This window comes from Lawsonibacter sp. OA9, from assembly GCF_022440585.1.
This window is the reverse complement of sequence record NZ_JAKNTI010000022.1, coordinates 535,305-556,777: the sequence shown is the minus strand read 5'-3', so window position 1 is coordinate 556,777 and position 21,473 is coordinate 535,305. Positions and strand designations below refer to the sequence as shown.

The following is a 21,473-nucleotide window of genomic DNA, read 5'->3' as shown; positions in this document are numbered from 1 at the left end:
CGGCGGCCTCCCGCGGGATGAAAAAATCAGATGGGAAAGATTAGGCGCACAGTGGTTCCATGCCCAGGGGCGCTCTCCAGCCTGATTGCGGCGTTGTGCAGGGCGGCGCCATGCTTGACGATGGACAGGCCCAGACCGGTCCCTCCGATCTCCTTGGAATGGCTCTTGTCCACCCGGTAGAATCGCTCAAAGACCCGCTCCTGGTCCTCGGCCGGGATACCGATGCCAGTGTCGGCCACGGACAGCTCTATCTCTTTCTCCCCTAGGGAGAGGTTCAGTGCCACGCTCCCTCCCGGACGGTTGTATTTGATCGCGTTGTCGCACAGGTTATACACCATCTCCTCCAGCACTGCCGGGATCCCGTGGATCGTAGCTGGCATCCCCTCTACGCTGACGCTCACGCCAGCCCGCTTGGCAGCGGGCTCCAGCCGCTCCATGACCCGGCGGCACAGCTCCAGCAGGTCCACTGGCGCCGTCTCCAGCCCCACGCCTCCCTCATCCAGGCGGGACAGGTGGATGATGTCCTCCACCAGGCTAATGAGTCGCTGGCTCTCCTTATAGATATCGCCGGCGAAACCCGCCACATCCTTCGGGTCCACCAGACCATCCTTGATGATCTCGGCCATGCCGGAGATGGCTGTCAGGGGAGTCTTCAGCTCATGGGACACGTTTGCGGTGAACTCTCGGCGCATCCGCTCCCCCTGCTCCCGCTCTGTTACGTCCAGCAGTACCAGGACCGCTCCGCTCACAGCTCCCTCCCGGAACACCGGGTCAGCCAGGAGATGGACACACCGGCCCTGGCGGTCCAGGCGGGTCTGTCCGCGCACCCCGTCCAGCACCTGCTCCACCACTCTGCGGAAGGCATCCGTCCGGTCCAGCGTCAGGACATTGGCCTCGCCCCCCGGCGGGATGGCGCCCAAAAGCCGCAGGGCGCCGGAGTTATAGGAGAGAACGCGGCCCTTTTGATCCAACAGCACAAAGCCCTCGGTCATGTTCTCGGTGAGGGCGGAAAATTCCTGTTGACGCTGGCGGAGCTGGTCCATCTGGCCCCGGATGGTGTCATTCTGCCGCCGGATCCTTGTCAACAGCGGGGAGAGCTCGTCATAGGTATCGCACTCCTCCGGGTGCTCCAGATCCAAGTCCAAAATAGGCCGGATGATCCCCTTGGACAGCCGGTTGGCCAGCACCGCGGCCAGGATCAGGGACAGGACCAGGATGATCAGCAGGGGCTGGACCATGGATACCAGCAGGACCACCACTGTATACTGGGCGCTGGCCAGACGGATGACGGAGCCGTCCTCCAGCCGCCGGGCTACATAAAATGTCTTTTCCGACAGGGTGGCCGACTGGCGCTGGGCCGTCCCCCGGGAACCATTCATCGCCTCACGGATCTCCTCCCGGTCGGCGTGATTCTCCATGGTGGAGGCGTCCGCCACACTGTCATAGAGGACCGTTCCATCCTCCCCTACCCAGGTGATGCGGCTGGAGGACTGGAGGCCGTCAAAATAGTCCATTCCCATGGACTCCACACCCCGGGCCACCAGCCACGCCTCGTTCTCCAGCTCACCGGTGATTTGGTCGCCGAAGTATTGGTACAGCACTCCCATGAACAGGGCCACTGACAGCAGAAATACGGACAGCCCTACCGCCATGGAATTGCGAAAGATCTTTGATGTCAAACCGCTACACCTCTCAATTCTGACGGCCTTGTCCTATTCCGATACCTTGTAGCCGATACCCCGGACTGTTTCGATGCAGGCGCCCGCCTCTCCCAGCTTTTGCCGCAGGGTGCGGATATGGACATCCACCGTGCGGCTGGCCCCGTCAAATTCATATCCCCAGATGGTATTAAGCAACTGGTCCCGGGTGAATACGGTGCCTCGCCGCTCCAGCAGCAGGCAGAGCAGCTGAAACTCCTTTAGGGTCAGGGTTACATCCCGCTCCCCATCCCGGACCACATGGCGGCCTGGGTCCACATAGAGAGCGCCCACTTGATAGGTCCTGCCTCCGTTCTCCCCCTGCCCGGAGTGGCGCAGGGCCGTACGGATGCGGGCCATCAGCTCCATCATGCCGAAGGGCTTGGCAATGTAGTCGTCCGCCCCCTGGTCCAGCCCCAGCACCTTGTCATACTCGGTGCTCTTGGCCGTCAGCATCAGGACCGGCAGCCTTCTGGTGTTGGAATCGGCCCGCAGGCGCTTCAGCACCTGCAGCCCGTCCTCCTCCGGCAGCATGATATCCAGCAGCACCAAGTCGGGCTGCCGCTCCTCCAGAGCGCGCCAAAAGCTGGAGGGGCGTTCAAAGCCCTCCGCCTCCATCCCCTGGCTGTTCAGGGTGTATACCACCAGCTTGCGGATACTGGCATCGTCCTCCAGAATATAGATCAAGGGGTCCACCTCATTCCAGTCTTGTTTCCCCGGCGGGAGAGGGACTGTGCCTTCTTCCCCATGCCGCCGTCCGGCAATCTTCTCTTTCAGTCATCCTCATAGTCCCCGGTGATGGCGTACTCCACCCACTGGGCGATATTGCAGGCGTGGTCGCCGATGCGCTCGAAATACTTGGCGATCATCAGCAGGTCCAGGCAGAGGCCGCCATTCTCCCCTCCGGCGATCAGCGCGGTCAGCTTTTCCCGGACGGACAGGAACAGGCTGTCCACCTGGTCGTCCTGGGCGATGACTGAGTGGGCCAGGGCCAGATCACCCCGGACAAAGGAGTCCACACTGTCCGTCACCATTTTAATGGCAGCCAGGGCCATCTCCTCCATGGGCACCTGCCGCAGAATGGAGCTTTTCTCCATATACCGGGCGATCTCAGCAATATCGGCGGCCTGATCCCCGATGCGCTCCATATCGGAAATCATCCGCAGGGCGGCGGATACGGCCCGCAGGTCCTTGGCCACCGGCTGCTGACGCAGGAGGAGCTTCATACACTGGCTCTCGATATCCCGCTCCTTGTGGTCGATGTCCTGCTCCAGGCTCCTGGCCCGCTCTCCCAGCTCTCGGTCTCCCTCCACATACGCCTTGGTGGCGGCGGAGATGGCCTCCTCGCACAGGGCTCCCATTTTAATCAGTTCTACATTCAGCTGCTCCAGCTGTTCATTAAAACGGTTCCTCATATCAGCCAAACCTCCCGGTGATGTAGTCCTCGGTTCTCTTGTCCTGGGGCATGGAGAATATTTGCTCCGTCTCTCCAAATTCCACCAGCTCCCCCATGAGGAAAAAGGCGGTATTATCTGAAATACGGGCGGCCTGCTGCATGTTGTGGGTCACCATAATGATAGTATAGTCTTTTTTCAGCTCTGAGGCAAGGTCCTCTATCTTGGAGGTAGAGATGGGGTCCAGGGCGGAAGTGGCCTCGTCCATCAGCAGTACGTCCGGCTTGACGGCCAGGGCTCTGGCAATGCACAGCCGCTGCTGCTGGCCGCCGGACAGGCCCAGGGCGGACTTCTTCAGCCGGTCCTTCACCTCTTCCCAGATGGCGGCCCCCCGAAGGGACTGCTCCACGATCTCGTCCAGCTTCACACGGTTGCGGATCCCATGGGTCCGGGGGCCATAGGCCACGTTGTCATAGATAGACATGGGGAAGGGGTTGGCTTTCTGGAACACCATGCCGATGCGGCGGCGCAGATCGGTTACATCCCTGCCTGGGGCGTATACCTCCTCCCCCCGATAGGTCAGGGATCCAGTGATTTTCACCCCCGGAATCAGGTCGTTCATCCGGTTAATGGTCCGCAGAAAGGTGGACTTTCCGCAGCCGGAGGGGCCGATCAGGGCGGTGATCTGCCGCTCCGGCAGGTCGATCATAATATTTTTCAAGGCATGGTTCTCGCCATAATACAGATTTAGGTCCCGGGCGGACAGGATAGTATGGTCCATGGCTCTGTGCTCCTTTACTTCTTTAGCTTCTTCCCAACCAGGCTGGCGGACAGGTTGATAACCAGGGTGAGAATCATCAGGATGGCCGCGATGGCAAAGGCGATATCCGTCCGGCCCCGCTCGTTGGCGTAAAGGTATAGGGCCACGGTAAGGGTGGCGGAGGAGTTATTCAGCGCCTCGCCAAAGCTGTACAGCACTGTGCCGAAGCCAGCGGTGAACAGCAGGGCGGCCGACTCGCCCACGATACGGCCCACAGCCAGGATACAGCCGGTGACGATCCCGTCCACAGCGTTGGGCAGCACGACGGTGCGAATCATATGCCACTTGCCGGCCCCCAGGCCCAGGGCCCCCTCCCGGTAGCTCTGGGGAACAGTCTTCAGGCTCTCCTGGGTGGTGCGGATGATGGTGGGCAAAATCATGACCACCAGCGTCAGGCCGCCGGCCAGGATGCCCGCCTTCAGTCCCATAAGCTGGATAAAAACCATCATGCCCACCAGGCCGAAGATGATGGAAGGGATCCCGGTGAGGGTTTCGGCGGCAAATTCGATGATAGCGGCCAAACGCCGGTTGGAGGCATACTCCGTCAGATAGATGGCAGCGCCCACCCCCAGTGGCAGGACGATAGCCATGGACAGCACAATGATGTAGATGGTGCTGGCGATGTGGGGCAGGATGCCGGTGGTTCCCTTGAGCATACTGGTCTGGGTGGACAGCAGCTCCCAGGTGACTAAGGGAAGTCCCCGGACGAAGATATAGCCGATGAGAAAGACCAGCAGGGCGCACACCAGCAGGCCACACAGGTAGAGCAGGGCACGAAGCCCCCGGTCGTAGAGCCAGCGCCTCTTAGACAGCTTTTCCATGGCTTCAGCCCTCCTTTTTGTTCTTGATGAACAGGTTAAGGATCACGTTGATGAGCATAATAAAGAGGAACAGCACCAGACCCACGGAGTACAGGGCCTGCCGCCACAGGGTACCCACTCCGGCATAGGACATTTCAGAGGCGATAGCTGTGGTCAGGAACCGCACGGGGGTAAACAGGCTGTCCGGCATATTGGGTACATTGCCGGACACCATGATGATGGCCATGGCCTCACCGATGGCCCGCCCCACCCCCAGCACCACAGCGGTTGCCACGCCGGACCGGGCGGCGGGCAGAGTCACCCGGAAGATGGTCTCAATGTGGGTGGCCCCCAGGGCCAGACTGGCCTCCTCATACTCCTTGGGCACCGCCCGGAGGGAGGTCTCCGCCACGTTGACAATGGAAGGCAGAATCATGATGGCCAGCACCACAATAGCGGCCAGCAGGCTGGCGCCGGAGGCCAGCTCGAAGGTTCGCTGGATGGCGGGGACCAGGACGATCATACCCACCAGTCCGTAGACAATGGAGGGAATGCCCGCCAGCAGCTCCACGGCGGTACGGATGACTTTAGCCGCCTTGGGCGGCGCTACCTTGGCCAGAAACATGGCGGTCATCAGCCCAATGGGCACCCCCACCAGGACGGCGCCGGCCGTGCCGGCCACTGAGGTGAGGATGAAGGGCAGGATCCCGAACTTCTCCTGTTTGCCCGCCCACTCCGTTCCGAACAGGAAGTCGGTGACGCCAATCTCCAAAATGGCGGGCAGCCCGGCAATAATTAGATAAATACAGATAAAAAGCACACAGCCCACCGCTACAAAGCCGCACAATAGGAATACCATCTTGACGATGAATTCCATAGTGTCCCGGCCCCGGTGGAGACCGGAGGCCGGCTTGTGTTCCGCCCTAGAGGCGGCCCAGTCCATGACCTTCTCGCTTTCCAATGCCAAAACTCCTTTCGTTCAGCCCAACAGCCCCCACTCTATCAGCAGAGCGGAGGCTGTCGCGGAAGGATCTCTCAGAATCAGACCATGGGCACCGCGCCGGCGGCACGGATCAAGTCGGAAGCGGCGGCGGAGGTAGCCCAGTCAAACCAGGCTTGGGCGGCCTCACTCAAGGTCTCGCCCTCCTTGGTCACCAGGATGAAGGGGCGCTGGATCTCGTAGCTGCCGTCCAGCACGGTCTCCTCCGAGCAGGCGACACCGTTGACGGTGATGGCCTTGATGCCCTCCTGGCCCTCCACAGCGGAGAGGGAGGCGTAGCCAATGGCCTGGGGGTTATTCTTCACTGCCTCGATGACAGCGCCGGTTGAGGTCAGCTCCTGGGAGAGCACACAGAGGCCCTCCGTCCCGGTGATAGACTCAAAGCCGTCCCGTGTGCCGGAGCCGCCCTCCCGGCCGATGCAGGCGATGGCGCCGTCCGCGCCGCCCATTTCCGACCAGTTGGTGACCTCGCCCTTGAAAATCTGGGCAATCTGCTCCACGGTCAGGTCAGAGATGGCGGAGTCGGCGTTGACGATGATGGCGATGCCGTCCAGGGCCAGGGTGGTGCTCTTCAGACCGTCGGCCACCTCCTCGTCCTTCAGGGCGCGGGAGGCCAGGCCGATGTCGGCAGAGCCGTTCTTGGCGGCCTCGATGCCAGTGCTGGAGCCGGTGGGGTCGTAGGACGCCTTTACATCGGGGTGGTCGATCATAAACTGCTCATTCAGCGTCAGGACCACCTTTTCCATCGAGGTGGAGCCGTTGGTGGTAACGGAGCCGCTCAGGTCAGTCTGTGTATTGTTGTCTGTGCTCTGCGCCCCGGCGGCGGAGCCGGTGTTGGAGTTGCCGGTGCCGTTTGAATTGGAGCTGGAGTTATTGTTGCCGCCGCAGGCGGTCAGGGACAGGGCCATGACCAGCGCCAGACCCAGGCAAGTCAGTTTTTTCATCTTCGTGATTACTCCTTTTTATTCTGTCTTGGTTCTTTTGATCTGTGCTACGGTGCCCAGTATAAAAAAGGAATGTAAAATGCGAAACACCACCTCTGTTAAGTCTTTGTAAAATCCCGTCTCAATGTAAAAAAAGAGGGCTCTAGCGCGTAAAACGCGCCAAAGTCCTCAGAAAAGCCGGCCCGGACCGCAGTGCGGTCCGGGCCGGCTTTATCGGTTATCTCTGACTGCGCAGGGGTCAGCTCCGCTCCTCGACGGGGTCTCGATCCCGGAACAGCAGGGAAACACACCATACAGCGGACAGGCCCACTAGGGCATATACTACCCGGCTGACCAAGCTGCCGGCCCCGCCGCAGGCGAAGGCCACCAGGTCGAACTGGAACAGTCCCACGCTGCCCCAGTTCAGCCCGCCAATGATCAGCAGGGTCAGGGCGATCTTATCCATGACCATATCAGGTCACCTCCTCGGATCAAGTTCCACAGGTAGTTTGACCAGATAAGGGCAGTCTATGCACACGGAAAATATTTCCAATCAACAGTCTACTTCAAGGACTTGGGTCCAAAGCCGTGGGGCAGCAGTTGGGACAGTTTGGTCTCAACGAAGGCGCCGTCCCCACGGGCACACAACACACGCAGATCCGGGGCAAACTCGTAGAGCATCTGCCGGCAGGAGCCGCAAGGCCAACAGTAGTCCTCCCCCCTGCCGGCGATGGCGATGGCGAGGAAGTCCTCCCGGCACCCCTCACTGACCGCTTTTAGCAGAGCGGTGCGCTCGGCGCAGATGGTGGAGCCGAAGGCGGCGTTTTCCACATTGCAGCCGGTAAACACCCTGCCATCCCCGCACAGCAGAGCGGCTCCCACCGGAAAATGGGAATACGGCACATAGGAATATTGGTGCATCTCAAAGGCCTTGTCCACCAGTTCTTGATCTGTCATTCTATTTTCCTCCTATTCCGCCACATCTATCCCCAAGATGCGGGCCACCACCGCCGCCTGATGGGGAGCAATCCTGGCTCCCTTCAGCTCGGCGCAGCTGGCCGACAGGGAGATGCTGTCTATGGTGCACCGGGACAAGTCGGTTCCCTTCAGTGAGGTTCTGAACAGCTCCGCTCCCGTCAGGTCCACCTTTTCCAGCGTCAGCTCCTTCACCACAGCGCTGGACAGGGTGGTCTCCCGCAGGTCACAGCACTCCAGCTTTGCGCTCCTCCACTGGCTCTCATTGAAGTTGGAGTAACGGAGCAGCGTATCCTTCCAACCGCACTCCCTTATCCTGGCCCCGCGGAAGTCGCTGCCCTCGGCCTTACATTCTAGGAGGGCGGTATCCCGCCAGCAGCTGTTTCCAAAGCGGCACTGAACCAACTGGCAGCTATGGAACAGGCATCGCTCAAGGACAGCGCCGGAAAAATCGCAGTCTGTAAAGCGGCAGCCATGGAAATGGCAGTCCCGCAGCTCCAGCTCCGACAGGTCCAGTCCCTTCAGCTCCTGGCGGAGCTGAGTCAGACGACATATCTGGTCGTCCTCCTCCCTGGCCTGGGCCAGAGCGTCTAAAAATCCTATTTCTTCCACGCTCGCCTTTCCACCCTTTTTATTTTTAGGATACTCCAGGACAAAAAAACTTGCAATCCCATTTTGAAAGTATTATAATGAGGGCCGGCTCCAGCCGTGGGATGGGGCCAAACAACAAGGGAGCTCGCAAACGGGCTGAGAGGAAGCTGTGCGCTTCGACCTGTGACCTGATTTGGGTAATGCCAACGTAGGGAGATAGTTTTTTCGGCTGATGCCGTGGGAACGTCTTTCTAAGAGGTAAAAGACAGGCCCACGGCATTTTACGTTTTAGGAGGAAATATCGATGCAGCAGATCCAAGCAAAAACCCAGCTCCGAACCAAGAAGATGGTGCTTACCGCCATGCTGGCCTGCCTGGCCTTCGTATTGAACACCTATGTCTACTTTCCATCCATGGCGCCCTTCCAGCACTTCGTGGATGTGATCGCCGCCGTCCTGCTGGGGCCGTGGTACGCCTGCGCCGCCGCCTTTCTATGCGGGATCATGCGGATGATGTCCGGCCGGACCATTCAGGCAGTGGTCGGCGCCGTTTTTGGACCCATCCTGGGCGGACTCATCTATCAAAAGACCCATAACATCTGGCTGGTCCTGGTGGGTGAGGTAGCTGGCACCGGCCTGCTGGGGGCCATGACCGCCTATCCGCTGATGAAGCTGTTTTACGGCCTGGACGCCCAGTCCCCTCTGTACTACATCCCCCTCTATACCCCCGCCGCCCTGGTGGGAGGCGGCATGGGGGTGGCCGCTCTGCTCATCTTCAAGCGGTCCGGCCTGCTGAACCGGATGCTGGCCGAGCTGGGCCGGGAGGCGCCTCATGGTTGATTTTTCCAACGCCCTGCATCTGGTCCGTGAGCGGGCTCCCCTGGTCCAGTGCATCACCAATTTCGTCACAGTAAACGACTGCGCCAACATTATCCTAGCCGCCGGCGGCTCCCCCTCTATGGCTCATGACATCCGAGAGGTGGAGGACGCCGTGTCTTGGGTGCGGGCCTTAGTGTGCAACATGGGGGCCATCGAGGACATAGACGCCATGGTGCTGGCCGGGAAACGTGCTAACCAGCTTGGAACGCCGGTGGTACTAGATCCAGTGGCCGCCGGTGGCACCCGCCTTCGGCGGGAATCCGCCAGGCGGCTTTTGGAGAAGGTACGGTTTACCGCCATCCGGGGCAACGCCTCGGAGATCCGCAGTCTGGCCGGCCAGGAGGCGTCCGGCAGCGGGGTGGATGCGGCGGCGGCCGACACCGTGTCTCAGGACAGCCTACCTGCCGCTGTCCAGACGGTTGCGGGGCTGGCCCGGCGCATTGGCGGCATCATCGCCCTGTCCGGTCCTCTGGATGTCATCTCTGACGGGGAACAGACTATGGTCCTCCGAAATGGCTGCCCCACCATGGCCCGCATCACCGGCAGCGGTTGTATGCTCACCTCCCTGATCGGCGCCTTCTGCGGCGCCATGCCGTCGGACCCCTTTGCCGCTGTCTGTACCGCCATGGCCGCCATGGGCGTGTGCGGTGAGGCGGCCGAGGCCCGCCGGCTGAAAAACGGCACGGGAAACGCCACCTTCCGCACTGATCTCATCGACGCGGTGTTCAACCTGACTGAAAAACAACTGACAGAGGGTGTAAGATATGAAATTTACTAGGGATGAAATCCGCCGGTCCATGCTGCTCTATGCCATCAGTGACCGCACATGGCTGAAGGAGGGGGAGAGCCTGGCCGATGTCTGCCGCCGTGTGCTGGACAGCGGGGCCACCTTCCTCCAGATTCGGGAGAAGGACCTGGAGCCCGGCCGCTTTGCCCAGGAGGCGGAGGAACTGCGCCAGCTTTGCCAGCGGCGGAACGTCCCCTTTGTGGTCAACGACAGCGTGGAGATTGCCCTGTCCTGCGGCGCCGACGGCGTCCATGTGGGACAGTCCGACCTCAGGGGGAGGGACATCCGCGCCCTCATCGGGGCGGACCGCATTTTAGGCATCTCCGCCGGCACAGTGGCCGAAGCTAAGGCCGCTCAGGAAGCCGGGGCTGACTACATCGGCGTAGGCGCTGTATTCGGCACCAGCACCAAGAAGGACGCCCGGAACCTGACGGTGGAGGCCCTGCGGGACATCGTCCGGGCCGTGTCCATCCCTGTGGTGGCCATCGGCGGTATCAACGCAGGCAATATCGCCCAGCTGAAGGGCAGCAATGTGGACGGTGTGGCTGTCATCTCCGCTATTTTCGGCGCGGAGGACCCAGGCGCGGCCACGTCCCAATTGCTGGCGCTGGCAAAGGACATGGTGGCCGCCCATGGATAAAGCCTTTGCCATTTTCGACATGGACGGGACCCTGGTGGACTCCATGGACTACTGGCGTGGTCTGGCCCGGGAGTATCTGGCCCGGCAGGGACTTGCCCCCTCCCCCGAGCTGCTGGAGCGGATCAAGCCTATGACCATGACCCAGTCGGCGGAGCTGTTCATCCGCACCTTTGGACTGTCCGGCACTCCCCAAACTCTCGCTGGGGAGATGAACGCCATGATTGAGGCGCACTACCGGGGAGACATCCCCTTGAAAGAGGGGGTTGCCCTCTACCTAGACCGGCTTCGCCGGGATGGGGTGCGGATGTGCGTGGCCTCAGCCACCGCCCTCCCGCTGATGAAAGCCTGTCTGGATCGGCTGGGGGTGCTGGACTATTTTGACTTTCTTCTCTCCTGTGAGGAGGTGGGCTGGGGCAAGGACCGGCCCGACGTGTACCACGAAGCCGCCCGGCGGCTGGGGGCCTCCCCCGGAGAGATTGCCGTTTACGAGGACGCCCTAGGCGCTGCAAAAACCGCCAAAATGGCGGGGTACTATGTGGTAGCCGTCTACGACGGCGGTACCCAGCCCTGGGAGGAATTGAAGAAGCTGGCGGATGAAGCCATCGACAACTGGAAGGAGGAAATTTAATATGAGCGCAAGCATCGCCATTCAGGTACTGCCCCAAGTGGACAACGATGCCGAGGTGTGCCGGATTGTGGACCGGGTCATCGACTATATCAAAAGCACCGGACTGAACTATCAGGTGGGCCCTTTTGAAACCACCATCGAAGGGGAGAGCTACGACCAACTGATGGATATTGTGAAGGAATGCCAGCATGTGGCCGTTCGGGCAGGAGCGCCCAAGGTCTCGGCCTATGTGAAGGTGGTCTATCGCCCCGACGGCGAGATTTTGACCATCGACCAGAAAATTGGGAAATATCAGCGGAGCTGATTTTTCCGCGGCAGCTTGGGGGCACCACCTGCTGTCGCGTAATAAAACTTCAATGCAAAAAAAGAAAGGAGTTTTCACAATGAAAACAGCATTGACGATCGCTGGGACCGACCCCAGCGGAGGCGCCGGTATCCAGGCCGATATCAAGACCATGACCGCCAATGGCGTATACGCCATGAGCGCGGTCACAGCCCTGGTGGCCCAGAATACGACCGGCGTCAAGAGCATCATGGAGGTCACGCCTGAATTTCTGGCGGAACAGCTGGACTGCGTCTTTACGGACATCATGCCGGACGCGGTAAAGACCGGAATGGTATCCAGCGTGCCTCTGATCCAGGTCATCGCCCGGAAGCTGAAGGAATACCGAGTGGAGAAGCTGGTGGTAGACCCAGTGATGGTGGCCACCTCCGGCGACCGTCTCATCTCCGAGGAGGCGGTGGATGCCCTGAAGGCGGAACTGCTCCCCCTGGCCACCGTTCTCACCCCCAACATCCCGGAGGCGGAGGTCCTCTCCGGCATGACCATCCATGGTCCCGAGGACATGGAGCGGGCCGCCCGCTCCATCAGTGAGCGGTACGGCTGCGCCGTGCTGTGCAAGGGAGGCCACGACCTGAACGACGCCAATGACCTGCTGTGGCGCTCCGGCGAGGCCAAGTGGTTTTATGGCCGCCGAATCGACAATCCCAATACCCACGGTACCGGCTGCACCCTGTCCTCCGCCATCGCCTCCAACCTGGCCAAGGGCTACGACCTAGACACCTCCGTGGAGAGGGCCAAGACCTATCTCTCCGGCGCCCTGGCCTCCATGCTAGACCTGGGGCAGGGAAAAGGGCCGCTGGATCATCTCTTTAACCTAGAGGGGGAGTTTGTTAAATGACCCCCTCCACCATGATCACCGCTGTCTTTACCGTCGCCTATCTGGCCGTCACCGCCTGGCTGTGCCGGGGACTGCGCCTAAACACCAGGTCTGTGTGCTACGGCGGATTGACGTGTGCCGCCACCCTGGTTTTGGGCTCCTTTCTGCTCTACCTTCCCACCGGGGCGGCCATCAGTCCGGGCTCCTGGATTCCCCTGATGCTGCTGGCCCTCACCTATGACTGGCGGCTGGCCTGCGTCACCGGCTGGGTCACTGGTATTCTGGCCATCTTCCTCATCCCCGCCTGGGCCCCCGTCCACTGGGCCCAGATTTTCGTGGAGCACCTGGTTGCCTTCTCCGCCCTGGGCTATGCCGGGATCTTCGGCAGCGGCAAGAAATGGAAGGTGCTGTGCGGGGTACTGCTGGCCATCCTGCTGCGGTTCATTGGCCAGATGCTCTCCGGCGTAGTCTTTTTCTCTCAAAACGCCTGGGACGGCTGGGGGGCCTGGGGGTACAGCATCACCTACCACCTGTCCTGCAAGATCCCCGAGGGCACCGCTACCACGCTGATTATGCTCGCCCTGCCGCTGAAGACCATCCAAAACGCCATAGGAGGGAAACAGTCATGAACTTTTTAGAGGAGTGCATCCAGGACAGCCTGCCCATCTGGGAGTCCTGCCTGAATACAAAATTTTTGAAGGGTGTGGCCGATGGCTCTCTCCCCGAGGAGTGCTTCAAGGGCTACATCGTGGACGACAGTCTGTACCTGCGGGAGTATTCCAAGGTATTTGCCTGGGGGATGATCCACTCCCGGGACATGGCGGAGATCCGTAACTATTACTCCCTGCTCTCCTTTGTCAATGAGAGCGAGGATGCCACCCGACGTTACTACCTGAAACGCTACGGCATCACGGACGAGGAGATCCAGCCCCTCCCCCTCCGGCCGGAGAATCGGGCCTATGTGGACAGTATGCTGGCCGCCGCCCGGGACGGGGAGGGGGCCGCCGAGTGCATGATGGCCTGTCTGCCCTGTATGTTGAGCTATGGCTGGATCTTTGGCGAGCTGATCCGCCGCTCCCCCGGAGTGGAAAATACTCCCTACTGGCCCTTTGTCCGGGACTACGCCGGCAACCGCTACGACGCCATCTGCCGGGCCTGGTCCGAGTTTACCGACCAGGCCTGCCAAGATCTGGCACCGGAGCGGGCAAAAAAGTGCAGGGAGATTTTCCGCGCCTGCTCCCTCCATGAGCTACATTTCTGGGAGATGAGCGCTCACCCCAGGGAGGACCTCCCTACATCCCCCTGAAGACTGGATTCAGAAATCGGGAACCTGCAAAAACAGAGCCGGGCAGTCCAGGACTGTCCGGCTCTGTTTTGCCTTTACAGGTCCATGGCCTCGGCCAGGTTTTCCACCGCCTCATTGACCCGCTTGGCGGCCATATGGGCGGCCCGCTTGATCTGTCGGTGGGATGGCGCCATAGTCATGCCCAGGGCCGCGCCCGCCGCCATTCCAGTGGCCACGCCCAGAACAAATTTTCCGCATCCTCCACAACCGCTGTTGTTCATTCTCCTCGCTCCTTCCCTGTTTTCAAAAGGCGTGGAACGCTTTGTTCCACGCACCATTATTCTTTCCCAAAATTTCAAAAAATCTGTTGTCAAATTTTTAGCAGCTTCCCGCTACACCCCGTGTTCTGGTAAAACTTGCGGCAAAACAAAAATTTCTCTTTTTGCCACATCTCCACAAATCCGCACGGTCGTCATATCATTTATGGTTGCCAAGCAAAAGAAGGGGCCGCTCCATGATGGAGCGGCCCCTTTGCCAGTACACGATTGGAATAAAATCGGCCTTACTTTGCGATATCCTCACAGAAGTTCATGAAGATCTGCGCTACCTCGGCACGGGTGGCCCCGGCGGTAGGCGCCAGGGTGTTGTTCCCCTTGCCGGACAGCAGACCGGCGTTCACCGCCCAGTCCATGGCCTTCACGGCATAGCTGGAGATGGAGGAGGCGTCCAGATAGCCCTCTGTCCCCTTGCCGCTCTGGCTGGTCTTGTACCCCTCGTTCTGGGCGTAGCGGTACAGGATGGCCGCCAGCTGCTCCCGGGTGATGGCGTCGTTGGGGCCGAAGGTGTCCCCGTAGCCGGACACGATGCCCTCGCTGGCCGCCCAGGAAATGGCGTCGGCGTACCAGGCGTCCTCCGCCACGTCAGCGAAGTCAGCACTGCCGGCCGCGGGCTTGCCCTCCAGGCTGTACAGCATCTGGGCCACCATAGCACGGGTCAGGGTGCTGCCGGGGGCGAACTCCCGGTCGGACACACCGGACATTAGGCCGTTATCCAGGGCGTAGTCCACCGCCTCATGGTACCAGGCGTCCTCATCCACATCCCGGAAGCCGGCGGCGGGGCAGGTATCCTGGTGGTCGATCTCCACGAAGGAGGCCTCAATGGTCACCTTGGACCGGGGCATCTTGAAGGTATACTTGCCGTCGCCCTTGTCGGTCAGCTTGATCTCGTCCCCGTTCTTGTCGGTGACGGTCAGCTCGTCCAGCTCATAGCCCTCGTCGGCCTTGACGGTGATGGTCACCGTCCGGCCGCTGGAGGCGCTCCTGGGGGACACGGTCACACTGCCGTTGTCAATGTTCTTGTCCACGCTGATGGAGTAGCTGCTGGAGCCGCCTCCGCCGCCGCTAGAAGGAGGTATATAAGTATTTAGATCATCAGGCTCCATTTCAGGTCGCAGATAATACTCATTGTTGCTGACTTGACTTTCACTGCCCGCCGCAGGCCTATATTCAGCAGTTCCTTCTCCAAAGCTGAATTTGTCCCCGTCGCTGGAGGCGTCCTGTACCTTAGGCTCGGATACAGTACCGTTGAAGTTGTAATAGTTTTTGTTGATGTCATAGATTCCGCAATCCTTATTTCCATCAGGATTCAGCTCAAAGGCAAACCGCACATCAATAAATCTATTCTGATTGAAGGTCAGACTCTCGGCCTCCAATGTAGAGTTGTCCACGGCCAGGGCTCTGTTCGCATTCTTAAAAGTGTTATGCGTAATCTCAACTGCGCCTTTTCCAGCGGCAGCACATAGGGACAGAATACTGGTTCTGCTGTCAGTGTCACCATGGCGCTCACTAATCAGGTCAAAGGTATTGTGGGTGATGACGCTGTTGTTTCCGATACCAACGATGGCCGCTCTGGAGTTTGCATTCACGGTATTGTTGGTAAAAGTAAGGGAATAGGTTTCGTCCGTTGCCGGTTTTCCTTCTCCCATAATGAGGTTGCCCGTTTTTGTTACTCCTGCAGCCATTGTGAAATCACAGTTATTTATATGCAGAGGCCCCGCACTGTGGTAAATATACCATGTTTCGCCTGTGGCTTCCAGATTCAGATTTTCCAATGTAAAAACTCCAGCCCCGCTCTGGCTAAACAGGCCACTTGAACCGCTGACTTTGACCTTCGTGTCGTCTCCCTTTACCGCTCCACGGAACGTCAAAGTCTTTTTAGGAGAAATGGCGGATGTGACAGTGACATCCTGGAGTATCATAATCGTATCACCGTCCTTGGCGGCCTCCACGGCGGCCGCTAAAGTGGTGTAACCTACGTTGCCGATGGAAGCTACGGCTTTTTCCTCATCAACAATGACCTTGCCGCTTTCGTCCTGAGTGGTGCCCTCAGGAAGATAGCCGCTCACATCTACCATACCGCCGTCGGCATTCTGGAAAGTGCCGCCGGTGACGGTAATATTGTCTGCGGAGCCGTCCAGGTTCTTCTTACCTACGATGGTACCACCGGAAATAGCAGCTTGACTCTGTGCTCCCACCTTAACAGCCGCCGAACTATAGCTGGTAGTTTCGATGGTGCCGCCAGTGATGTTGACAGTATTATTATAGTCGGCGCTTATGCCATAGGCTCCAGATTTGATGCTGCCTCCTTCCACATTCAGTATGGTGGTACCTTTTACAGCGATACCAGTGCCTTTGGTCTCGATCTCGGCCTCGCCGCCAATGTTCACAGTCAGCGCATAGTCGGTGAGGATACCAGTCCCAGTCGAGGTCATTTTGCCGCCGGTCATATTAAACACGATGCTCTCCGGGTCAGTGGAGCCGCTACCGCTGCTAACAAAGGCAGTATTAGAACCATCGTTTTCGATTAGACCTCCGGTGATATTGACTACGGTACCCTTGCCGCGGATGGCAAGGGTTGAATAGCTCTGACTTTTCATCGTACCGCCGTTGATGGTAACAGTCGTATTTTGGGCAGAAGTATAAATGTCCAGAGCATCCTCTATCGCAGTGATCGTACCGCCATTCATGGTAAAGCTGCTTCCATTCCCCTTCAGCTGTAGGGGGTAGCTGCTGGAAGCGTCCTTGATCTCAATTTTGCCGGTGCCAGCCTCAGAGCTATCTTCCAGCGTCAGAGATCCGCCATTGACCGTGATAAGGAAATAATTAGAGGCATTATAGGTGTTGGTGATACTATAGCCGTTCAGGTCCAGCACGACGGTCGTACCGCTGGCGACAGTCCAGCTCTGTTTCTCACTCACTTCAATGCTTTCGGTCAGTTTGATATTGCCGCCGCTGGTCAGAGCGGCGCCCAGTGCCTCCGCGCCGCTGACCTCAGTCCATCCATCTTCCGTGGTGTCCGGCTCCTGGCCGGACGCCTCTGTGGCCGTGGTCCCGCTGGACTGCAGGTCAACGCTTTCCTCCAGTGCCGCCGCTGGGAACATTGACAGCACCATAATCATCGCCATCAATGTGGACAACAGCTTTTTCTTCATGTTTTTTCTCCTCCTCTTCTGTCCAAATTGGACTAAATGATTATTTTGCGGTGACTCTTGCTGTTGACATATGCCTATTGTGTAACAAAATGATTATTTGGTCACACATCCGCTAACAGAGCCGACCATCCATGGCATTATTGTAGCGCACTCCAAAAGAGAATGCAAGTTTAACAGTATAAAAACCGGACCGTATGAGAATTTTTTCTCCGACGGCTTAACTTTCATACACATTTTTCCAATTTTTTCCTTGATTTTCCTTTTCCTCTTTAAGTACGGGAGAAAAATGTCTGACCTAAATCGCTTTCCGGCGGCTTTCCTATTGACAAAATAATCATTTTGTCTAGCAGACCAGACGGAGCCGGTCCAGGGTTCGGATGTGTTCCGCCCCGGAGGTCAGCAGATAGATGCGCGTCGTTTCGATGCTGGAGTGGCCCAGCACATCAGCCAGCTTGACGATATCCCCACAGGCCCGGTAAAAGACGGTGGCAAATAGGTGCCGCAGGTTGTGGGGAAAGACCTTGGACGGCTCCACCCCGGCATGATGGCACAGGTTCTTCATCTCTGACCATATCTGTTTTCTGGACAGGCTTTTGCCGCCGCCGGTGCGAAACACCTCGCCGGAGGCGATTTTTTCTTTTCGGGCATATTTTAGAAGCTTGCGGCACAGCTTGCCCGGAAGCAGAATGGTGCGGATCTTCCCCTTTAGGGATATCTCGGCCCGGCCACTCCGGGCGGCCTCCACGGTGAGATAGCGGACCTCAGACACCCGGACCCCGGTGGCCCCTATGGTTTCCAGTACCAGGGCAAGGCGCTCCCGTCCCAGCAGGCGGGCCGTTTCGATCAGGTGTTCATACTCCTCCCGCGTCAGCTCCCGGGAAGGGTCACGGAATGCCCGCCGCTGGACACGCAGCGCCTTCACCCGGCACTCCTGCCAACCAAAGTAGGAAAAGAAGCTGTTGAGCGCGGACAACATTCCATTTATAGTGGCCGGAGCGTAGCGGCAGGACACCAGATGCTCCTTCCATTCGACTGCCTTCTCTCTGGTCACGGCACGTCCGGCCAGCCAGAATACAAAGCGGTCTACATTTCGCAGATAGTTTTCGACGGTACCGGGGGCGCGCTCCTCCTCCCTCAGATGCTCGCCATACCTGGCAATCTGTTCGGCTGTGATTGTGTGAGCATTCATACTAAGCCCTCCCATCAAAGTAATATTCCTATTTTAACTTGATGAGGCGCTGTTATACGCTCTTATGTTCCCTTTTGTGAAGGCTAAAAAGTGATCAGACAGCAGGCTGCCGGCCCTTGCCCGCTCTCAAAAACGCCCCGCCTTGGCTTTTTGCCAAGGCGGGGCGCTTCTACAAAGCTCTGCGTGCCTGACGACCTCCCCGCTCCAAATTTAATTGTAAAATCCGTTGCGAAATTTTGCGCCTTCCGCTATAATTTACAGTTAGATAGATATGCGTTTCGGCGCGCCGAAACAACACGGCTGAAAAATAGCTTTTCATTTCCGGAGGGACCTCATGAAACTTTTAATCAAAAACGGGCGGGTGGTCCACCCTGTGACCTCCGCCGTCATACTTCAGGATATCCTGATTGAGGACGGAAAGATCGTCCTGATTGAGCGCGGCCTGGAGGCAGAGGCTGACCAGGTCATCGACGCCTCCGGTCTGGCCGTCTCCCCTGGCCTGGTGGATATGCATGTCCACCTCCGGGACCCCGGCCTCACCTATAAGGAGGATATCATCACCGGCTCCAACGCGGCCGCCCGTGGCGGCATCACCGCCATGGCCTGCATGGCCAACACCAGCCCCACAGTGGACTGCCCCGAGCAGGTCCAGTATGTGCTGGACCGGGCCAACCAGGGCTCCGGGGTCCAGATCTTCCCCATCGCCGCCCTGTCCAAAGGGCTCCGCGGGGAGGAGCCCACCGATGCCGACGCGCTGAAAAAGGCGGGAGCCATAGCTCTGTCGGATGACGGGAACAATGTGGACAACGCAAATCTCATGCGGGATGTATTGATCCAAGCCGGTCAGTTGGACATTCCGGTCCTGTGCCACTGCGAGGACACCTCCATGGTGGAGGGGCGGGCGGTGAATGAGGGCAGCGTATCCCGACAGCTTTGGCTGGAGGGACGGCCCGCCATCGCCGAGGAACTGGTGGTCATGCGGGACGCCATGCTGGCCGAGGAGACCGGGGCCCACGTCCATATCTGCCATGTGTCCACCGCCCGCAGCGTGGAGATCATCCGAAAGATGAAAAAGAAGGGCATCCACATCACCTGTGAGACCTGCCCCCAATACTTCACCCTCACCGAGGACGAGGTGCTGGTCCAGGGTTCCCTGGCACGGGTCAACCCGCCCCTGCGCACCGCCCAGGATGTCAAGGGCATCATCGCCGGCCTGAAGGATGGCACCATAGACGCCATCGCCACTGACCACGCCCCCCACTCCGCCGAGGAGAAGGCCCGCCCCCTTGTCCGGGCGCCCAGCGGCATGATCGGGCTGGAGACCAGTCTGGCCATCACGCTGACCCAGTTGTACCACACGGGCAAAATGGAGCTGCCTGAGATCATCCGCCGCATGAGTACCAACCCCTCTGACATCCTCCACCTGCCAAAAGGTCGGATGTCCCTTGGGGTGGACGGGGACCTAACCATCTTCGACCCCAACGAGGAGTGGACCGTTGATCCGGAGCGGTTCGCTTCCAAGGCCCGGAATACCCCCTTCGGCGGCTGGAAGGTCAAGGGCCGGGTGAAATATACCATTGTCAAGGGCCGGGTCATCTACCGCCAGGCCTGAGACATCACATAAACAGAGGAGGAAGGACGCTATGTCTTTTGACGTATTACAGGATAAGATACGCGCCATGAAAAACCCCACCGTAGCCGGGCTGGACGCCCGGATTGAGTATGTTCCCGAACACATCCGCCGGGCCGCTTTTGAGGAGCACGGCGTGGGGCTGAAGGGGGCCGCCGAGGCCATCTACCAGTTCAACGCGGGCCTGATTGATGCCCTGTGCGACGTCGTTCCGGCGGTGAAGCCCCAGTCTGCCTACTACGAGAATCTGGGCTGGCAGGGCATGGAGATGCTGGAGCGGACCATCCGCTACGCCAAGAGCAAGGGACTGTTCGTCATCGCTGACATCAAGCGGGGGGACATCGGCTCCACCGCCGCCGCCTACGCCGAGGGCTGGCTGTCCGGGGCCAGCATCGAGGGCCAGCAGTTCAAGTCCTTTGACGCCGACTGCGTCACCCTGAACGGATATATGGGCTCTGACTCCATCAATCCCTTCCTGAAGGCCGCCAAGGAGGAGGACAAGTGTGTTTTTGTCCTGGTCAAGACCTCCAACCCCGGCTCCGGCGAGCTTCAGGACATCGTGGCCGGGGACCGGCTGGTCTACCAGGTAATGGGCGACCTCAACGAGCGCATCGCCGCCGGCACCGAGGGCAAATACGGCTATACGATGGCTGGGGCCGTCACCGGAGCCACCTACCCCTCTGACATCCGGGCCCTGCGGAAGCGGCTGGAGCATACCTTCTTCCTGGTCCCCGGTTACGGCGCTCAAGGGGGCACCGCTGACGACGTGCGGTACGCCTTTGACAAATATGGCCACGGGGCCATTGTCAACTCCTCCCGTGGCATTATGTGTGCCTGGCAAAAGACTGGTGGGGACGGCCATGATTTCCAGGAGGCCGCCAGAAACGCCGCCATCGCCATGCGGGATGATATCAAGCAGTTTGTGACCATCGTTTAACGGGAGAGACGGAGGACCCCGCCCCGGTGCGGGAACAAGGAGGCGGTATCATGGCAAATTGTGTCCTATGCGGCCAGAAGCTGGGTATGTTCGACAAGGTAAAGATAGACTTTCATAACACCAAGCAGTCTGTGTGCTCGGACTGTGCCAATCGGCTGGACAATACCGTGGGGCCGGACCGGGCGGAGCTGTTCCGCCAAATTTTGGATTCCCCCTATTTGGAAAACGGGGAGGACATCCGCGCCGACATCAACACTGGCAAGCCCTGCCCTGCCTGCGGCGCCATCCTCCACCGGAAACTGCGGAATTTCTCCATCGGCTCCGACGGGTACGGCGGGCTCTCCTCTTTGGGTCTGCCCAGCTATGAGGTGGACCTGTACGCCTGCCCCCAGTGCGGCAAGGTGGAGCTGTACACCGCCGCCCCTGGCGCCTGGGCCGCGCTGACCGACCAGCCGGAAGCGGAGCAGGTCACCTGTCCCGACTGCGGGACCCGCCACAGCCCCCTGATCGGCTGTCCCAGCTGCGCTGTGCGTCAGGCTGGATTGGGCCGGACTTTCCCCCAGGAGGAGAAGCAGTCTACCAGCAAGAGGTCCAAAAAGGTCCCCTGGGAGAAGTGACTATCCCTTTTCCCGGTTCAACACAGTATAGAA

The 21,473-nt window shown here is 59.4% G+C and carries 24 protein-coding genes and 1 riboswitch; of the genes, 11 read left to right on the top strand and 13 right to left on the bottom strand.

Annotated features, from left to right (window positions below; genetic code table 11):
• Nucleotides 1-26 precede the first annotated feature (26 nt).
• The 10 genes from MCG44_RS03745 to MCG44_RS03700 form a co-directional block, all read right to left on the bottom strand.
• Nucleotides 27-1,679 (bottom strand): ATP-binding protein, encoded by a 1,653-nt coding sequence (locus MCG44_RS03745; protein WP_240286880.1) that lies wholly within the window; start codon nucleotides 1,677-1,679, stop codon nucleotides 27-29.
• A 33-nt stretch (nucleotides 1,680-1,712) separates the two neighbouring features.
• Entirely contained in the window at nucleotides 1,713-2,384 is a 672-nt protein-coding gene (locus MCG44_RS03740; RefSeq protein ID WP_147570925.1) for a response regulator transcription factor, read from the bottom strand.
• A gap of 86 nt (nucleotides 2,385-2,470) precedes the next feature.
• Complete coding sequence (gene phoU / locus MCG44_RS03735; protein ID WP_147570926.1) at nucleotides 2,471-3,112, bottom strand: phosphate signaling complex protein PhoU; 642 nt, start codon at nucleotides 3,110-3,112, stop codon at nucleotides 2,471-2,473.
• Nucleotide 3,113: 1 nt separating this feature from the next.
• Nucleotides 3,114-3,872, bottom strand: a complete 759-nt coding sequence (pstB, locus tag MCG44_RS03730; protein WP_147570927.1) for a phosphate ABC transporter ATP-binding protein PstB — start codon at nucleotides 3,870-3,872, stop codon at nucleotides 3,114-3,116.
• 14 nt (nucleotides 3,873-3,886) lie between these two features.
• The gene (pstA, locus tag MCG44_RS03725) at nucleotides 3,887-4,732 is read right to left on the bottom strand and encodes a phosphate ABC transporter permease PstA (RefSeq protein WP_147570928.1); all 846 of its coding nucleotides are present in this window, start codon (nucleotides 4,730-4,732) and stop codon (nucleotides 3,887-3,889) included.
• Nucleotides 4,733-4,736: 4 nt separating this feature from the next.
• Entirely contained in the window at nucleotides 4,737-5,588 is an 852-nt protein-coding gene (gene pstC / locus MCG44_RS03720) for a phosphate ABC transporter permease subunit PstC (protein ID WP_186853344.1), read from the bottom strand.
• A 164-nt stretch (nucleotides 5,589-5,752) separates the two neighbouring features.
• Nucleotides 5,753-6,655, bottom strand: coding sequence for a phosphate ABC transporter substrate-binding protein (locus MCG44_RS03715; protein WP_240286878.1), 903 nt, complete (start codon nucleotides 6,653-6,655; stop codon nucleotides 5,753-5,755).
• Nucleotides 6,656-6,893: 238 nt separating this feature from the next.
• Entirely contained in the window at nucleotides 6,894-7,106 is a 213-nt protein-coding gene (locus MCG44_RS03710; protein ID WP_147570930.1) for a DUF378 domain-containing protein, read from the bottom strand.
• 89 nt (nucleotides 7,107-7,195) lie between these two features.
• Entirely contained in the window at nucleotides 7,196-7,591 is a 396-nt protein-coding gene (cdd, locus tag MCG44_RS03705; RefSeq protein WP_186853291.1) for a cytidine deaminase, read from the bottom strand.
• Between the two features lie 12 nt (nucleotides 7,592-7,603).
• Nucleotides 7,604-8,221: a pentapeptide repeat-containing protein gene (locus tag MCG44_RS03700; RefSeq protein WP_240286876.1), complete on the bottom strand. Its 618-nt coding sequence runs from the start codon at nucleotides 8,219-8,221 to the stop codon at nucleotides 7,604-7,606.
• 106 nt (nucleotides 8,222-8,327) lie between these two features.
• Nucleotides 8,328-8,432, top strand: a riboswitch (TPP riboswitch).
• Nucleotides 8,433-8,504: 72 nt separating this feature from the next.
• Between MCG44_RS03700 and thiW the strand changes: the two genes are divergently transcribed.
• From thiW to MCG44_RS03660, 8 genes are all read left to right on the top strand, one after another.
• Nucleotides 8,505-9,038 carry an energy coupling factor transporter S component ThiW gene (thiW, locus tag MCG44_RS03695; RefSeq protein WP_147570933.1) on the top strand — a complete coding sequence of 178 codons (534 nt, stop codon included), beginning with the start codon at nucleotides 8,505-8,507 and terminating at the stop codon, nucleotides 9,036-9,038.
• Nucleotides 9,031-9,855 carry a hydroxyethylthiazole kinase gene (thiM, locus tag MCG44_RS03690; protein WP_240286874.1) on the top strand — a complete coding sequence of 275 codons (825 nt, stop codon included), beginning with the start codon at nucleotides 9,031-9,033 and terminating at the stop codon, nucleotides 9,853-9,855. The genes thiW and thiM overlap by 8 nt, the downstream gene beginning before the upstream one ends.
• Nucleotides 9,842-10,504 (top strand): thiamine phosphate synthase, encoded by a 663-nt coding sequence (thiE, locus tag MCG44_RS03685; protein WP_240286872.1) that lies wholly within the window; start codon nucleotides 9,842-9,844, stop codon nucleotides 10,502-10,504. The genes thiM and thiE overlap by 14 nt, the downstream gene beginning before the upstream one ends.
• Nucleotides 10,497-11,132 (top strand): HAD family hydrolase, encoded by a 636-nt coding sequence (locus MCG44_RS03680; protein ID WP_186853287.1) that lies wholly within the window; start codon nucleotides 10,497-10,499, stop codon nucleotides 11,130-11,132. The genes thiE and MCG44_RS03680 overlap by 8 nt, the downstream gene beginning before the upstream one ends.
• A 1-nt stretch (nucleotide 11,133) precedes the next feature.
• The gene (locus MCG44_RS03675) at nucleotides 11,134-11,436 is read left to right on the top strand and encodes an MTH1187 family thiamine-binding protein (protein ID WP_240286870.1); all 303 of its coding nucleotides are present in this window, start codon (nucleotides 11,134-11,136) and stop codon (nucleotides 11,434-11,436) included.
• A 79-nt stretch (nucleotides 11,437-11,515) separates the two neighbouring features.
• The gene (thiD, locus tag MCG44_RS03670) at nucleotides 11,516-12,313 is read left to right on the top strand and encodes a bifunctional hydroxymethylpyrimidine kinase/phosphomethylpyrimidine kinase (RefSeq protein ID WP_186853286.1); all 798 of its coding nucleotides are present in this window, start codon (nucleotides 11,516-11,518) and stop codon (nucleotides 12,311-12,313) included.
• Entirely contained in the window at nucleotides 12,310-12,921 is a 612-nt protein-coding gene (locus MCG44_RS03665; RefSeq protein WP_147570939.1) for an energy-coupled thiamine transporter ThiT, read from the top strand. Before thiD ends, MCG44_RS03665 begins: the two co-directional genes overlap by 4 nt.
• Nucleotides 12,918-13,598 (top strand): TenA family protein, encoded by a 681-nt coding sequence (locus tag MCG44_RS03660; protein ID WP_147570940.1) that lies wholly within the window; start codon nucleotides 12,918-12,920, stop codon nucleotides 13,596-13,598. Before MCG44_RS03665 ends, MCG44_RS03660 begins: the two co-directional genes overlap by 4 nt.
• A gap of 74 nt (nucleotides 13,599-13,672) precedes the next feature.
• Here the strand turns inward: MCG44_RS03660 and MCG44_RS03655 are convergent, their stop codons facing one another.
• The 3 genes from MCG44_RS03655 to MCG44_RS03645 form a co-directional block, all read right to left on the bottom strand.
• Nucleotides 13,673-13,858, bottom strand: a complete 186-nt coding sequence (locus MCG44_RS03655; RefSeq protein WP_147570941.1) for a hypothetical protein — start codon at nucleotides 13,856-13,858, stop codon at nucleotides 13,673-13,675.
• 281 nt (nucleotides 13,859-14,139) lie between these two features.
• Entirely contained in the window at nucleotides 14,140-17,067 is a 2,928-nt protein-coding gene (locus MCG44_RS03650) for an S-layer homology domain-containing protein (RefSeq protein ID WP_240286868.1), read from the bottom strand.
• Between the two features lie 343 nt (nucleotides 17,068-17,410).
• A complete protein-coding gene (locus tag MCG44_RS03645; RefSeq protein ID WP_186852168.1) occupies nucleotides 17,411-18,256 on the bottom strand; it encodes a tyrosine-type recombinase/integrase in 846 nt (281 codons plus the stop codon).
• Between the two features lie 334 nt (nucleotides 18,257-18,590).
• Between MCG44_RS03645 and MCG44_RS03640 the strand changes: the two genes are divergently transcribed.
• From MCG44_RS03640 to MCG44_RS03630, 3 genes are read left to right on the top strand one after another with little or no spacing between them, the layout of a single operon-like run.
• The gene (locus tag MCG44_RS03640; RefSeq protein ID WP_147570943.1) at nucleotides 18,591-19,868 is read left to right on the top strand and encodes a dihydroorotase; all 1,278 of its coding nucleotides are present in this window, start codon (nucleotides 18,591-18,593) and stop codon (nucleotides 19,866-19,868) included.
• A gap of 31 nt (nucleotides 19,869-19,899) precedes the next feature.
• On the top strand, nucleotides 19,900-20,823 hold the full coding sequence (gene pyrF, locus MCG44_RS03635) for an orotidine-5'-phosphate decarboxylase (RefSeq protein ID WP_186852169.1): 924 nt from the start codon (nucleotides 19,900-19,902) through the stop codon (nucleotides 20,821-20,823).
• Between the two features lie 50 nt (nucleotides 20,824-20,873).
• Complete coding sequence (locus tag MCG44_RS03630; RefSeq protein WP_147570945.1) at nucleotides 20,874-21,440, top strand: hypothetical protein; 567 nt, start codon at nucleotides 20,874-20,876, stop codon at nucleotides 21,438-21,440.
• The last annotated feature ends 33 nt before the right edge of the window (nucleotides 21,441-21,473 follow it).

Bases quoted from the DNA above. Each gene is read 5' to 3' on its own strand.
- phoU (WP_147570926.1), bottom strand. From the start codon at position 3,112: ATGAGGAACCGTTTTAATGAACAGCTGGAGCAGCTGAATGTAGAACTG.
- pstB (WP_147570927.1), bottom strand. From the start codon at position 3,872: ATGGACCATACTATCCTGTCCGCCCGGGACCTAAATCTGTATTATGGC.
- pstA (WP_147570928.1), bottom strand. From the start codon at position 4,732: ATGGAAAAGCTGTCTAAGAGGCGCTGGCTCTACGACCGGGGGCTTCGT.
- pstC (WP_186853344.1), bottom strand. From the start codon at position 5,588: ATGGAATTCATCGTCAAGATGGTATTCCTATTGTGCGGCTTTGTAGCG.
- MCG44_RS03715 (WP_240286878.1), bottom strand. From the start codon at position 6,655: ATGAAAAAACTGACTTGCCTGGGTCTGGCGCTGGTCATGGCCCTGTCC.
- MCG44_RS03710 (WP_147570930.1), bottom strand. From the start codon at position 7,106: ATGGTCATGGATAAGATCGCCCTGACCCTGCTGATCATTGGCGGGCTG.
- cdd (WP_186853291.1), bottom strand. From the start codon at position 7,591: ATGACAGATCAAGAACTGGTGGACAAGGCCTTTGAGATGCACCAATAT.
- thiW (WP_147570933.1), top strand. From the start codon at position 8,505: ATGCAGCAGATCCAAGCAAAAACCCAGCTCCGAACCAAGAAGATGGTG.
- thiM (WP_240286874.1), top strand. From the start codon at position 9,031: ATGGTTGATTTTTCCAACGCCCTGCATCTGGTCCGTGAGCGGGCTCCC.
- thiE (WP_240286872.1), top strand. From the start codon at position 9,842: ATGAAATTTACTAGGGATGAAATCCGCCGGTCCATGCTGCTCTATGCC.
- MCG44_RS03680 (WP_186853287.1), top strand. From the start codon at position 10,497: ATGGATAAAGCCTTTGCCATTTTCGACATGGACGGGACCCTGGTGGAC.
- MCG44_RS03675 (WP_240286870.1), top strand. From the start codon at position 11,134: ATGAGCGCAAGCATCGCCATTCAGGTACTGCCCCAAGTGGACAACGAT.
- thiD (WP_186853286.1), top strand. From the start codon at position 11,516: ATGAAAACAGCATTGACGATCGCTGGGACCGACCCCAGCGGAGGCGCC.
- MCG44_RS03665 (WP_147570939.1), top strand. From the start codon at position 12,310: ATGACCCCCTCCACCATGATCACCGCTGTCTTTACCGTCGCCTATCTG.
- MCG44_RS03660 (WP_147570940.1), top strand. From the start codon at position 12,918: ATGAACTTTTTAGAGGAGTGCATCCAGGACAGCCTGCCCATCTGGGAG.
- MCG44_RS03655 (WP_147570941.1), bottom strand. From the start codon at position 13,858: ATGAACAACAGCGGTTGTGGAGGATGCGGAAAATTTGTTCTGGGCGTG.
- MCG44_RS03650 (WP_240286868.1), bottom strand. From the start codon at position 17,067: ATGAAGAAAAAGCTGTTGTCCACATTGATGGCGATGATTATGGTGCTG.
- MCG44_RS03645 (WP_186852168.1), bottom strand. From the start codon at position 18,256: ATGAATGCTCACACAATCACAGCCGAACAGATTGCCAGGTATGGCGAG.
- MCG44_RS03640 (WP_147570943.1), top strand. From the start codon at position 18,591: ATGAAACTTTTAATCAAAAACGGGCGGGTGGTCCACCCTGTGACCTCC.
- pyrF (WP_186852169.1), top strand. From the start codon at position 19,900: ATGTCTTTTGACGTATTACAGGATAAGATACGCGCCATGAAAAACCCC.
- MCG44_RS03630 (WP_147570945.1), top strand. From the start codon at position 20,874: ATGGCAAATTGTGTCCTATGCGGCCAGAAGCTGGGTATGTTCGACAAG.